Raw genomic sequence first — 13,692 nt, 5'->3', positions numbered from 1 at the left:
AATTCGTGGAAAATACCATATTATGATTTGCTTTATGCTGGTTATTATTTAGTTTTTGGTCTTATCACGATTTTTTCAAATCCCAAGAAAATTAAATGGCGTTAAGCCCCACAAGATTTTATATGTCAGACGTTTCCTTGATAACAAAATATTTCCCAAATCTTTCCGAAAAGCAGTTAAAGCAATTCGGTGAGTTACAAGAATTATATACTTTGTGGAATGCACAAATTAATGTAGTTTCTCGACAAGACATTGAAAATCTTTATGAAAAGCATATTTTACACTCATTGGGCATTGCCAAAGTGATTTCGTTTAAAGCTGGTTCTGAAATTTTGGATGTTGGCACAGGCGGGGGATTTCCGGGAATTCCGTTGGCAATTTTATTTCCTGAATGCCATTTTCATTTGGTTGATTCAATTGGTAAAAAGATAAAAGTTGTAACAGAAGTTGCTCAGGCAATTAGTCTAAATAATCTCACGGCTCAACACGAAAGAGCTGAAAATGTAGCAAATGATTATGATTTTATTGTCAGTCGAGCTGTTACAAGATTAAAACCTTTTTATACTTGGGTAGAGAATAAAGTTTCTAAAAAGCAACAAAATGACTTCAAAAATGGCATTTTGTACCTAAAAGGAGGCGATTTAGAAGAAGAATTGCAAGAGTTTGGTGGAAAATACACATTATATAACCTGTCTGCCCATTTCGAAGAAGAGTTTTTTGAAACAAAAAAAGTAGTGTATGTCCCATTTTGAACCTTCAATTTTCAATAATTATGAATGAGAGATTTTCAGCAAGTACAATCAAAAATCCTTTGATGCCCGATGAAGTAATTTTCGGTGAAAAAGGCGTTACTTTTAAAGAACGTAAAGTATTTAGTAGTAGCGAGAATTTTGTTTTCTACAACGATATTGCAGGCGTTGAAATTGACTCAGGTATATTTTTTGCTACTATTCGCATTAAAGCCCGTGCAAGAGAGCATGAGATTATTATTGAAAACTTTTCTAAAGGTGATGCTCGAAAAATTAAGGAGTTGATTTTGGAGCGTGCGACACACTAACGAAGCTAAAATAGTTTGTTTGAAAAAAAAATCATTTTTTTTCTTGACAACAAAAACTAAAAATGTTACCTTTGCATTATGGTTTCGGAACAGCGAAATTGTAAGTAAATATAATAAATAGTTTACATTCTTGAATAGCTCAGTTGGTTAGAGCATCTGACTGTTAATCAGAGGGTCCTTGGTTCGAGCCCAAGTTCGAGAGCAGAGTTAAAAGCCTTATAATCAACAGATTATGAGGCTTTTTTAATTTAATACCTTCTCGTAAATTGAGTACATGCAATACAATATGCAATACACAATTGTATCTGAGAACAGAATAACATTTTCAAAAATTATATTTCAAAAATAAAAGCCTGACAATCTGCAATACGATTATCAGGCTTTCTTTTTGTCTGTTATGCTATTTAAAACTTCAACGCATCAATAATTCGTCGTACCTCCGAAACATCCCACGCTGAGATTGAGCGACTTCTAACTTGGTAATTCCCGACTGTCATTCCAGCTTTCTCAAATATAAAACTGAATCGAATGCCATTTTCTAGAATGATTGGTAAAATATCATTGACGATTAAAATATAGTTTTTGACTACTTCTTTCTGCTTTTCATTACCCAGTAATTGCATTAGTTTATTGACTTCCTCGTATTTCCAATCTCGGCGGCCATGTTTTTTATTGCTCAGTGCCGAAAACGAAATATCAATCTTACTCGCAATTTCATGAATTGTGTCATCGGCATTATCTAAAAACTGGGGTAAATCAGCGATGATTTGAGCGTAATTATCAATCGTTTCTAAATATGCTTGCTTGTCTCGTTCCATTTCTATTTTGTGTATTAAAATATATTTACAGCGTATTTTTCAATTACACAAATCTATTACTTAATTTGAAAATACAAAAGCAAGGCAAGGCTTTATTTTCCTTCTAAATCATCAATATTTTGCCATTTTAAACGCCAAACATTTTTGTCTTTAACGAGTTTCACCACAACGGTATCCGTTGAACTATTCTCAAAAGTGAACAGAATTTTCTCCGATACTTCAAGCATTTTACCCGAAGCATCTTTTTTAAATATCAGTTCCTCCAGATTTTTAAAACTTGCAATTGTTCCTTTTTGAGTCATTTTTGCGGTACTGTAAATAAGTATCGCACCGAAAATATCTTTTTGGGTAATATTATCTTTCAAAAAAGCATTTTTGTATAAACTATACTTTGCCGTATCGCCCTTGATACCTTCGTTGGCTAATTGACAATAAGCAATAGCTGCCTTTTGTGGATTATTAGAAAGATGGTTAATTGAATTTTGGCAAGACCAACAACAAACAAGTATGCCTATTAATATGAATTTCTGCATTAGATTTTAATGTTAGATAGTGTATTTCTAAACATTTGTGCCGACCAGATACCATCCAAGCGTTTTTGTGTTTCGGTGCGGTCTAAGGCTTCCAGCATCAACTTATCGCCTTTTTCTCGCAATTCTTGGGCTTTAGTCAGTAAATCAAGGCTTGCTTTATTGAGCAACATGCGTTCGCCAGTATTCATTCGTAGTCCCGCTGACATTCCTGATAAATTCCCAATAGGACTCGAATCAAAACTATTGGCCAAAGATGAATAATCGTCATTTTTTGCAGCGAAGGCGTTTTTCATAATGCTATTGTAAATCTCATTTTGAATAGCGTTGGCTTCATTTTGCTTTAAAGTAGTAAGTCTTTGTTTCATAATTTCGTCCAAGTAATCTGCTGGTGTTTTTGGGCCACCTTTGAATAATGCCCCAATTGACCCAAATGGATTAGACATAAACTCATTAAAAGCATTGCCAAGTGTAGTTTTTAAGTTGGGATTATCCTTCAAGAAAGCCTCCAATGCTTGTTCTTTTGCCCCAAAACTTAAATCTTTGGTAATTAAAGTTCCATTGGCATCATAAACATTTCCCATTGCATCCATGACATAATTCTTGCCATTGACGGTCATTGTTCCCGATGAAAAGGAAGGCATTGAAATTCCCTCCGAAGAAAATAAATCACCAAATAAATCTCCCCCCAAATCACTACCAATATCTCCAAATACTCCTTGATTACTCAATCGGAAAGCCGTGCCGTTGTTTCGACTTTTTACACCATCGTTAATTGCCATTGCTTTACTTTCTAATTCTTCGGCTAATTGATAATAAGTCATAGCTTGCTGCATTTTCTTTTTTTGTAAAGCAGTTTGTAAGGCATATTGACGGCTCATAAAGGATTTTTGACTACCCAAAAAATCACTAAAAGACTGAATACCATTTTTATTATCAATGGTTGTTCCCTTCGTAACAAGGTCATAGAAAGCAGAACCACTTTTATCGGAATAGTTTTTGCCATCCATATAAGGTGCTAAATCGGAGATTTTAAAATTGGTATTCAAATTAGAAGCAAAAGAGCCTTTTAAAGCACTATTCAACTTCATAATGGCGGTGGCATCGTTGTACATCATCGAATGGTAAGCTAATTTCAGATATTCATCGGGGCTTCGCAGGAGGTCTTCAATTTTTGAACCTGTTTCCAAAATACCCGTTGTATTGGCTTTGGTTGCTGCTCCTTGCTTGGTTACACTTTTGAGTTGAGCAATCTGAGTTTTGGCTTTATCAACCAAATTTTTCAACTGTATTAAACGTTCTATTGCCGTTGGGTCAATGGACACCTGTGCTTGTACGTTCAGATTCAAACACAGGATGAAACATATGCGGAATGCCGCCAAGCGGAACGCCGCCCGTAATAGCTTTTTCATTTTCAGTGCGTTAGTTGCCGTCGCCACGGTTGGTTTAATTTGGTTTTAAAAAGACTTTGTACCCTTCATTCAATTCAATTTCACCCGATTTTTTCTGCACACCGCCGTAACGCAATGAGCGAGAAATACCCGTTACTACACCAGCCCCCACTTGGCCAACAATTCCTACCGAACTACCGATATTGTAAACCATATTATCGACATTATCAATGGCTTGGTTATTTTGTTGGCGAATTTGACCTTTGGTATTATCGCTGAGATAGGCAATGCCAGGCAACATATCATTACTATCATACACGACCATTTTGGCAGGAATATAATCTGCACCGATTTTGAAAGCAGTTACCATAATGATAAGTCGATTGCCACCGATCATGGCAACGCCACTGCATAAGGTATTGGCAGGAATGATTTCATCTTCAATCGTCATGGCTTCTAATAATCGAATTCTGACGGTAGAATTATTTCGTACAACCTGAGTACCATAAATCGCCGCTTTGATAAGTTCTTTTTTACGTTGGGGATTAGTAATAGTTGTTGTATTTTCCAAACTGGTGGTATTGAAAGTATTATTTTCAATTGGTTTTGTTTGGGGAGTTACAGCGGCTTTACTATATCTTTTTCTTCCCCCATCACGTAAAATTGTTCTTAGTGGAATGACTTTTGGAATTTCAACAACTGGCGGCTTTTCAACAACTTTTGTTGGTTCGTTTTCGACAATACTTGACGTATTTTCCGCAAATGCCTTACTGCCTTGAAAAGTCTTTAATCCTTTGTCTTGTACCTTTAAGGTTGATTTATCCTTCAATTTTTCGTCTTCTACTCCTTGTTTGACGTAAGCAAGCATTTCTCCATCCGATGTTTTTTTGCTGTTCTTGTCGTTGTCTTTGCCAACATCAATTTTTGGCATAGCGAAATTCATGTTTTTAACAATTTCTTTGCGAATATATTTGGATACCCCATAAAACATGACCAACAATAAAAATACACTTCCTAAAATAACGAGTAACTTGTACTGCTTGAACCATGACAAAAGTAGTTCTTTCACGGAATGCCACTCAAAACTTGTCTTTTTTGTTCCAGTCTGAATTTCTTCATTTTCCATTATTTTATTCCATTTTGCATGATTTACAGCATTTCTGCCTTTAGTATTTTCTTGAAAGGAATCGCAATTTTGATATTACGTAAACCATTCTTCTCTCGAAAAACGACCTCCAAAAAGCCATTTTCGGTAGTTGCATAAAGCGGAATAAAGTAATAGTAATTTTCACTCTTTTGCGAGATGAGTATCTTGACTGGCTCAATACTTTTCAAGATATTGACTTCTTCAATACCCAAAGATTGCAAACGATTAATGGCTTTTTTCTTCATTCTTGAATGGTAAGAGAAAGAAACATTGTCAATTTCGTAGGCTATCGAACTTTCGTTACTCAGTGAAAATTTGAGGTAAACCCCATTGGCATCAGTATAGATGTTTTCACAACGGAGTAACATACCCGATTGCATTTTCTTGTAAGAAACATTCATTGGAGAAACTGCTAACTTTTTAAACTTATCGTCTAATCGTAGATTTTCGTCCATTGTATTATGGGCTTCTTTCGACTGGTTCTCAGTACGATAATCGTAGAAAGATTGGTTGAGGGGTTCTTGGTAATGCAAATAGGTTTGATAAATTTGTTTGCCGTGTGTTAATAATAGAGTAGTTGGCTTTGCATTCGGTATTTTTGCTTTCAAGAGTAAAACCTGTGAACCCATACTTGATGGAGTAGTTGAAGCCGTTTGGGCTTGAAAATCCGTATTTCCCAAATTGAAAAGTGTAATGGCTTCATCAAAAATCAAATAGGTCGTGGCAGATGAATTGACATAAATTGTATCTGTTTTCTGAGAATAGATACTGAACGAGATAAATAGGAACGGTAACAAGTAACGGAGCTTTTTCATAAAATTATTGTTTAGTTGGTGTATCGTTTGACTGATACTCGATGTAATTAAAGTTTTGAATTTGTAATCCGTAGGGATTCTTTTCGGAGTAAGGCACTGGTTGTAACTCGAAAATTGTCCCGATTGGGCTGACTTTTTCTTGCTCATTGAAATAAATGGATTGTTGAAAAAGTAAAGTGCATCGGTACGGCACAACCGACATATCCACGCCAATACTATCAATCTTTATTTTGGAATAAGCATTGAACTTGGTATAGTTTTCCTGTACTTTCTCGTCAATGAAGTTTTTGTAAATGGCTTGGGCATCTTGTTTACTCAAAAGCCAAAATCCTTCGTTAAGTCGCTCGCTGAATGATTTTGCATCACTTTCATAGAATAAATGAGCAAATGTGGTGATGAGTCCCCGTGCTTGCCCGATGTTGCGGGTTTCATTGTCAGCCAGCAGAGCGGCAAACATTTCTTTGCCCGAACGAACAAATACTTTTTGGTCGGCATTTTTGGTGGCATTCCAAAATAATAATCCCCAAAGTACATTGGAGAACAAGAGCAGAAAGACACTCATTTGAATCAAAAAAAAGAGTCTATCAATGTATTTATTGACATCATTGGCCGCAAACAGACTTCTAATGGCAATGCTGATTTTTTCACTCATGATTTCGTTCGGTTAGTAGAATTATTGCCAAAGACATTTGAAAAACCCTGTTTGGTACTTGTCCATGCTTTCGTTCGCATATCGGCTGATTTTGCCCAAGCAGATTTTCCTACTGAACCCGCACCCGACAAAGTTGCTCCAACCATTCCACCCGATACACCTTGCATACTTCGGATGATTCCACCAATGGCTGAAGAACCAATATAAATGGTAGTCAATAATGGCACACCCAAATACATGATAATCAAAGCCAAATTGACGACCAACATTTTGATAATGTCACTACCCTGATTAGTTGTCTGGATAGTGGTTGATAAACCTACCACCAAATTGTCCAAAACGGCAAGGGTGAGTGTCCAAAACAAAATATTCAACATCGAGCGAAACCAGTGAGTGATTGTTCCGCCCAATCCTGGCACGGTACTGAGGGCAGCGGCAAAAATGCCAACGGAATAAGTGAAGGCGACCAGTACATTTTTTACATTTTCTAATAGCAAACGAATAATCATAGACAAGCCATTCTGAATAGCGGTCAGAACGACATTGATTAGTTTGCCAAAATCCATTGTCAATAAATCCCAGCCGCTGGCTTCGGTTGAAGGATTATTGGCATCGCCAGATACCTTTTTCATTTGGGCGAGAATGTCATCGACTTTGGTATAGGTATTGGCCAGTTCATTGACCGCACCCACAACTAAACCCATCAGGTCATTATAATAGCCAATCAGAAACATCAATGCTACCACTCGAATCAAATTCATAACGCTGGTGCTATAAGATTCGCCAAAAACCAATACTTTGAAAAGCATATAGGCAAAGTGAATGAACAGCATGATTCCTGCCAGTTCTAAGCAATTACCTTTGGCTTTGTTGGCAAGTAATTGAGCCGTTTTGAATAAGGCATCTCCGCTGATGGTTGCCTGTAATAAAATATCCATTTTTTTAATGTTTAATGGTTATTGGGTAAATAGTTATTAGGGATATGTTCAAAAAACTCAGAACTCAGCATTCAGAACTCTTTTCGTTCTTCTACGAAGCGGTTGATGGCGTAGTCAAAGTATTTACCCCCTTCCGACATTTCTCGAATTCGGTTGCGTTCTTCCGCACGGGAAGTCAGTAATGGGATAATTTTTGAGGGTACTTCCACCCGATACACATGAATCAAATCTGCCCTTTTGACAAAAATTTCTCGCCATTTGTCTTTAGCATCCTTGCGTAATGATTTCAATAAATCTTCGGCGTGGTTGCTGAGTCCGAAAAACTTGACAATTTTATCAATCATGTTGGAATCAGTATGGCGAAGGACGATAACAGTGGATGATAAATCTTTTACCACTGTCCCAATAGCTGAGTTTTGTATCTCCGAAATTCCCTGTGTAATGATGCTGATTGTACCTTCACATTTCCGAACGGTACGGTACATATATTCGATGAATCCTCCCAAAAGTCCGTCTAACATCGACCACGCTTCATCAATGTAAATACGTTTGATAATCTTTGGGTATTTATCAATAATATCGCAGGACAGCTCAATGATGAGCATTCCTACCACGGGATACAAAGTAGGATTTGACTTGATTTTTGCTAAATCGAAACAAATCAATGGAAATGAAGCAATCGGACGCTCGGCATCGGTATTACTATCTGAGTTCAATATTGCTTGATAACTCCCCACCGCAAAGGGTTCTAAGGTGATGAGTAATTCGTCCATATTAAGATTTCTTTCCAATTTTTGATAGACATCGGTTTGCCCGTTCACTACTTGAAAGTTTTTCAAAAAATCATAAAAACCCCGAATACACGGTATCATTCCTTGCTTCTGTTGGTTGTACTCGTCGTAATATTGATTGAGCAACTTGTTTAAAATACTTCGTTCGGCGTTGCTTAGATTGGCATTTCCTCGCCAAATCGTGGCAATCAGGTTGATTAAAAACTCCATCTTGACTTCGCTCAATCTGAATTCGCTCGTTAATTCATCGTAATTGACCAAGAAAGGATTATACTTCAATGGTTTTTCGGGGTCGTATTCGTAGTAGCGGCATTTATCGGGAGGAATCGCATAAAAAATAGATAAGTAAGTTCCGCCCACATCAATGATGATTTGTCTTTCTCCCCGATAAAATCTTTGCAAAATCAAGTTGCCCATCGTAAAGCTTTTCCCTGAACCTGGCACGCCAATCGTCAGAGAATTATTGTTTTCAAACCGCACCGTATCGTAAAAATCAATCAATAATGGATTGCCCATGCGGTCGCACAATAAATCACCCTTTTTATCACTTTTGAGTAAAGTTGTGGCATTGAAATAGCAAGCAGCTACTTGATTTTCCATCAAAAGCCAACGGAAGTTTTGGTAAGCATTGCAAGGGGCATTGCTCACAAAAAGATTAGTCGTGTCAAAATTTTCTACATACGCTTCCGCCCCCATTTCTCGGTAGGCTTTCATCACTTGTTGAATGTATTCGTCCGTTTGCCCGCCGTGTTTCCACACCAAGCATTGCACCGAAACATGTACCAATGAATTGCCGTTGGTAGTAACGTCGTTCAGAAATTCAAACATATCCCTGCTTTTTGCACGGTGCTGTTCAGACATCAAAAAATCTAAACGAGCAATGTTCTTGGCCTCAAACTCCATTTTATTGTACGCCTTTTGGGTGTCCAAGGGCTTGAAGGTAACACTCAGTATGTGCGGAATTTCTAAATAATTAGTCAGTGCATAGAGCTGTGACAACGATACATTATAGCCATTGTCCATGTCATTATTGACATTCGTAGGTTGACCCGACATACTTATAATATTGACGGTATCAGTTCCCAAAACCAAACGTTCTTTATCTGGTGTGAAAGTCTTAAATATATTGTCTTGGTTGGACGTAAAATCCAAATTGAAATACTGACAAAGTACCTGCATGATTTCGGTTTCAGTCAGGCGTTGATAAGTCAGACCGTTGATACCGACCAAGGAAATGAATTGATTGGCAATGGTTTCAATCTTTTTCTTGTAAATTGCAATCGTCTTGAAGGTGTTCTCGAACACCTGATCACCCCGACCAAACCAATTATTCGTCAATGAATAATCTTTTTCTTCCCCCAAACTGATAAATAAATACTGCTCATGTCGCTGAATGGGTCTTTCACCGAACGAGTGGATAAAACGCTGTTCGTAGTAATTTTTATCTCGCACGGTTGGACTTGATTTTTCGTAATAATAAAAATTTAGCATCTGCACACAAGCACCCACAGGGAGACTTTTCAAGGCTTGCGAAACATTTTCGCCAATTTTGTTGAACTCACCCGTACTGAGTCTTTCCATTTCAATGCCTTGCACACGGTAGCCAATGCCAACCCTGCCATCGGACAGTATCAAAAGATTGTCCTCAAAGGCGAAGTAAGGAAAGACGTTTTCAAAATTTCTCTGATGGTCAAACATGGGTTTGTTTTTTAGCATGGTACGCACGAATAAATTTGGGTTTGTCCATGATGATTTTTTTAGGAGCAGATAAATGCCAGAAAAGCCAACTTTTCAAGAAACTTGTTTGCTTCTTTAGGGTCATTTTACGCAGAGCAATGAAGCCCAGCACCAACACAGCAAGTAAAATAAGATTGACCCAAGCAGGAATGGGTATGAATGTTCGCATGACACTCAGCACAATCACAAAGCTAAAACTTGTGATGAGATAAAGCATCAAATCACCCATTTCAACACCCACAATGAGGGTAGGTTTTTCTAAGGATTTCTTGATTAGCATCTTAATTTCCGTTAAAGCCTCCTTGACCACCGACATCGGTTTTGACCTGCTCAAACACGAACGTAAATCCGAACCAAAGCAAAACGGCAACGATTAAATAGACCAATCGCATGATTTTGTTTGGGTTATCGCTGATGAAGCCAATTATTACCGAAATAAGTCCGATAACGATGGCAATAGTAAAAACCACATTGACAACCAATTGAACGGTTTTACTGATATTCTTTAAGCCACCAACCACTCCTTGTGCCATGAGAGCGTTGGGTATGAACGAAAATAAAGTAACTAAAATCAAGTAAATACCCAGTGTTTGCAAATGCTGATTGGTCATTGTAAAAGGGGTTATTTTCATCATTTTTGTTGTTTGGTTGAAAAATTATTACTGATATTTTTGATTCTTGTGACATCTTCTTCGTTCAAAACTGCCGTTACTTGATTCGTCTTTATCAAGTCCTTATTGATCCTCGTGAGTGTCTGAGCTTTGGGGCGGTCAACTGGTGTTTTATCGGGAGTTTTTACTGCAAAACTTTCAAGTTTTGGTTCAATAGTTTTGAAATGTTCCCACGCAATGGCTTCTACAATTGGCTTTTGTTTACTGACTTTCAATTGAATGATTGGCAGCAAAAGAATAAAGGCATAAATGAGTAAAATCAAGCCAAAAAAGCACAAAAACACCTTCATATACACAAAACCTGGGACTTTGGATGCATTGTTCATCCATAGATAAATAGCAGTCTCTCCGCCCAAATAAACTAAGTATAAGCCTATCGTCAAGGCTAAACTTCCTTGGTAAAACTGTTCCTTTTCTTCATGTTTCCATTCGTTCATTTTAGATGATTTTGACCCAATTCTGGCACAAACATAAAAACTAATATTTTCATATACAAACTATATTTATTTATATTGAAAATATATTTAACTAATTTTAACTTTTCATTTTCAAACATTATCTATTTTTATGGAAAATAACCTTAGTGTATTCATACAAGAAATTAACATTGCAGCCTATGCAGAATCAAAGGGTTGGCGAATCAATCAGAGCAAAAGTGGGCGAAATTGTACCGTTGTACAACGCATGGAAAACGTCGGAACTGCCGAGCGAAGCGTTGAAACTATTTTGGTTCGGAAAGACGAACAAAGAGGCTATCGCTACATCACTGACGGCGACCCCTCGGACAGAGGAACGATTGTAGATTTTTTAGTCAAGAAAGAAAATTTTGCTATCGCTGAAAAGGAAGATTGGAGCAAAATATTTACGCATTTGAATAATTTTTTGGGTAATGCAAACGCTATTCATTTGCCAGTTTCATCACCAAAACCCAATAAGGATTTACAAAAACAAGTAGATTCTTTTCATCTAAATATGAATCCACTGACCGATACTCGGTATTTGGAAAGTCGTGGATTGACCGCACAGTCTTTTCATTCCCCCGAATTTCAAGGGCAAATATTCAATAGCAAAGTTTTTGGCTGGAAAAATACCAGCTTTCCCTTGCGAACTGACGAAGCCTTTACTTGTGCCATCAACCGAAGTGATGAACAAAACGGCTATCGAAAAGAGCAGTGGAACAGGTTGACCAACGAAAGAGAGGGTGCAATTCATATTTCCAATTTGCCCCAAAACACAAAAAAAATTGATAGACTTATTATCGCTGAAAGTCCGATTGATAGCCTTTCTTACCTCGAATTACACCACCAAAGCATCCGAGAAAAGCAAGAACACAATATTTACATGGCTACGGCAGGTACACCCGCAAATGCTGCCTATGCTACGATTCAGAAAGTCATTCAGCAGACCCAGCCCGAGAAAATTGTCATGGCTTTTGATAATGATAATGGTGGTTATCGCCACAGTTTGAATATGATTGGGCAACTTTCGCACCCCAATGCCCCAACTTCGGAGTTGATAAAGGCAGATTTTTCGTGTATTCACAAAAAAGAAGGTGTGCTGAAATTATACATTCCGATAAATGCCAATGATAAAGAAGGGCAATTAAAGTTGCTTGAAGAAAAGCTCATTAAACCACTGGAAAACAAAATCTATCAACATAGTGAGGACCTTATCAAGCAAAGTATTTTGTCAGAATCGCCGCAACACCTGCAAGTTGAAATTCGATTTCCTTACCACAAAAATTATTTAGTTGAAGCCGAAAAAGGATTAGTTGCCATCAAAGGCATGGAAAATATTATTGCTTTAGAACACCCCAAACAAAAGGATTATAACATGGAAATTTATCGAAATAAACCTTTTATGGTAACGCAGGAAGTAAGCAACAAAGAGTCAAAAACTATTGAATTGGCTTATAATCGTTTCGCTCGACCCATTGAGGCGGTTACATTTGCTCAAAGTATGGTAGCAAAAAATAACCGAGCAACCTGTATTTATCTTGAAAAATATACGGCTTACCAAGAATACGAAACTCCTGAATTGGTGGCAACACTAAAAAACAAAGAAGTTTTATTTAAGAATGAGGTCTTCAAAAAAGACATCGAAACCCATCAAGAGGAATACCAAGCCCAACAAGATTTGAACAAACAAAAACTCGTGGCGATTGCACTGGCGGAAACAATTTTCCGAGAAAACAACATCGTTTTAATTGCTACCCTTCGCCGAACGGATAATTCTTTGGCCTGTGAGTTTCAAACACTCGACAAAAAGCCACTGCAAGCAATGGTGAACAATGATGCTGTTTTTATGGATAAAATCAATGCCACTCCGACCGATAAATTTGCCATCGTATTCAAAAATAATGACAGTACATTGCTGTTCATTCCAGCCATACAGGAGAGTTTACTTTTGGGTGAAAAAGTAGTTGAACGCCAGCAACAAAACATTGACAAAATGGATAGTGTCTCAAAAACTGAATCACTAAAAAAAGATTTGAATTTGAGTGAAATAAAAGTTTACGACCGACAGGGTGATACATTGGCTATCAATGATTATTCGGTAGAAATTCAAACTGATGGTAGTTTTTTGGTGAAAAAATCCGCCAGTTACGACTTGGAAAAGATTGAAAAAGAGGGCTTCGATGGCACAAAGATTCAAGCAACACTTGATGCTCCAGCTATGAACCAAACAAGTAAAGATACCCACACACACCAAGTTTTGGATGAACAAAATATGAGTTTATAAAAGTGTCAATGAATAGTGAAAATCCCATCAGACAGTCAATGTCGATGGGATTTTTTTATAACATAAATACAAGTTTGTGAAGGGGAAAAAAGGACGAACCTTCTTTGCCAATTCTATCTCATTTACTTCAAAAAACACCGTTTCTGTCGTATCTTTATACTATCAAACAAGGAGATAATAAGTTAATAATCAGCATATTAACTCAATAAAACAAACATTTTAATCTTTAATTTATACAGCAATGAACAAAACAATTTTAATCGGAAATGTAGGCGGTACGCCCGAAGTTCGCACACTTGACAGCGGTACAAAAGTAGCCAATTTTTCTTTGGCAACGAATGAAAATTATACCAAGAAAGACGGCACAAAAGTAGAGCAAACGGAGTGGCATCGCTTGGAGGTT

Annotated in this window: 15 protein-coding genes and 1 tRNA gene; 5 read left to right on the top strand and 11 right to left on the bottom strand. The window is 37.3% G+C overall.

Annotation, left to right across the window (positions count from 1 at the left end; genetic code table 11):
- Window positions 1-122 precede the first annotated feature (122 nt).
- The 3 genes from rsmG (at window position 123) to ACH2CJ_RS21530 (ending at window position 1,259) form a co-directional block, all read left to right on the top strand.
- Complete coding sequence (gene rsmG, locus ACH2CJ_RS21540) at window positions 123-752, top strand: 16S rRNA (guanine(527)-N(7))-methyltransferase RsmG (RefSeq protein ID WP_394996579.1); 630 nt, start codon at window positions 123-125, stop codon at window positions 750-752.
- Window positions 753-772: 20 nt separating this feature from the next.
- The gene (locus tag ACH2CJ_RS21535) at window positions 773-1,057 is read left to right on the top strand and encodes a PH domain-containing protein (protein WP_394996577.1); all 285 of its coding nucleotides are present in this window, start codon (window positions 773-775) and stop codon (window positions 1,055-1,057) included.
- A gap of 128 nt (window positions 1,058-1,185) precedes the next feature.
- Window positions 1,186-1,259, top strand: a tRNA-Asn gene (locus tag ACH2CJ_RS21530).
- Window positions 1,260-1,461: 202 nt separating this feature from the next.
- On the opposite strand, the gene ACH2CJ_RS21525 is transcribed toward ACH2CJ_RS21530, so the two are convergent.
- From ACH2CJ_RS21525 to ACH2CJ_RS21475, 11 genes are all read right to left on the bottom strand, one after another.
- Window positions 1,462-1,875: a hypothetical protein gene (locus ACH2CJ_RS21525; RefSeq protein WP_394996574.1), complete on the bottom strand. Its 414-nt coding sequence runs from the start codon at window positions 1,873-1,875 to the stop codon at window positions 1,462-1,464.
- A 92-nt stretch (window positions 1,876-1,967) separates the two neighbouring features.
- The gene (locus ACH2CJ_RS21520) at window positions 1,968-2,408 is read right to left on the bottom strand and encodes a hypothetical protein (protein WP_394996571.1); all 441 of its coding nucleotides are present in this window, start codon (window positions 2,406-2,408) and stop codon (window positions 1,968-1,970) included.
- Window positions 2,408-3,817, bottom strand: a complete 1,410-nt coding sequence (locus tag ACH2CJ_RS21515; RefSeq protein WP_394996569.1) for a hypothetical protein — start codon at window positions 3,815-3,817, stop codon at window positions 2,408-2,410. Before ACH2CJ_RS21515 ends, ACH2CJ_RS21520 begins: the two co-directional genes overlap by 1 nt.
- Before the next feature lie 34 nt (window positions 3,818-3,851).
- Window positions 3,852-4,922 (bottom strand): conjugative transposon protein TraM, encoded by a 1,071-nt coding sequence (gene traM / locus ACH2CJ_RS21510; RefSeq protein WP_394996566.1) that lies wholly within the window; start codon window positions 4,920-4,922, stop codon window positions 3,852-3,854.
- A gap of 23 nt (window positions 4,923-4,945) precedes the next feature.
- Entirely contained in the window at window positions 4,946-5,758 is an 813-nt protein-coding gene (locus ACH2CJ_RS21505) for a DUF4138 domain-containing protein (protein WP_394996564.1), read from the bottom strand.
- A 4-nt stretch (window positions 5,759-5,762) separates the two neighbouring features.
- The gene (locus ACH2CJ_RS21500) at window positions 5,763-6,410 is read right to left on the bottom strand and encodes a hypothetical protein (protein WP_394996561.1); all 648 of its coding nucleotides are present in this window, start codon (window positions 6,408-6,410) and stop codon (window positions 5,763-5,765) included.
- Window positions 6,407-7,348, bottom strand: a complete 942-nt coding sequence (locus tag ACH2CJ_RS21495; RefSeq protein WP_394996559.1) for a hypothetical protein — start codon at window positions 7,346-7,348, stop codon at window positions 6,407-6,409. The genes ACH2CJ_RS21500 and ACH2CJ_RS21495 overlap by 4 nt, the downstream gene beginning before the upstream one ends.
- 71 nt (window positions 7,349-7,419) lie before the next feature.
- Window positions 7,420-9,837 (bottom strand): VirB4 family type IV secretion system protein, encoded by a 2,418-nt coding sequence (locus tag ACH2CJ_RS21490; protein ID WP_394996556.1) that lies wholly within the window; start codon window positions 9,835-9,837, stop codon window positions 7,420-7,422.
- Entirely contained in the window at window positions 9,830-10,156 is a 327-nt protein-coding gene (locus ACH2CJ_RS21485) for a hypothetical protein (RefSeq protein WP_394996553.1), read from the bottom strand. Before ACH2CJ_RS21485 ends, ACH2CJ_RS21490 begins: the two co-directional genes overlap by 8 nt.
- A gap of 1 nt (window position 10,157) precedes the next feature.
- Window positions 10,158-10,511, bottom strand: a complete 354-nt coding sequence (locus tag ACH2CJ_RS21480) for a hypothetical protein (RefSeq protein ID WP_394996550.1) — start codon at window positions 10,509-10,511, stop codon at window positions 10,158-10,160.
- Window positions 10,508-10,984 carry a hypothetical protein gene (locus tag ACH2CJ_RS21475; RefSeq protein WP_394996548.1) on the bottom strand — a complete coding sequence of 159 codons (477 nt, stop codon included), beginning with the start codon at window positions 10,982-10,984 and terminating at the stop codon, window positions 10,508-10,510. The genes ACH2CJ_RS21480 and ACH2CJ_RS21475 overlap by 4 nt, the downstream gene beginning before the upstream one ends.
- A gap of 130 nt (window positions 10,985-11,114) precedes the next feature.
- On the opposite strand from ACH2CJ_RS21475, the gene ACH2CJ_RS21470 reads away from it, so the two are divergent.
- On the top strand, window positions 11,115-13,289 hold the full coding sequence (locus ACH2CJ_RS21470; protein ID WP_394996545.1) for a toprim domain-containing protein: 2,175 nt from the start codon (window positions 11,115-11,117) through the stop codon (window positions 13,287-13,289).
- Window positions 13,290-13,530: 241 nt separating this feature from the next.
- On the top strand, window positions 13,531-13,692 hold a 162-nt coding region (locus ACH2CJ_RS21465), incomplete at its 3' end, for a single-stranded DNA-binding protein (RefSeq protein ID WP_394996582.1).

The sequence above is a fragment of the Emticicia sp. genome (assembly GCF_043780375.1).
Taxonomy (GTDB): domain Bacteria; phylum Bacteroidota; class Bacteroidia; order Cytophagales; family Spirosomataceae; genus Emticicia.
This window is presented reverse-complemented; position numbering and strand designations above follow the sequence as displayed.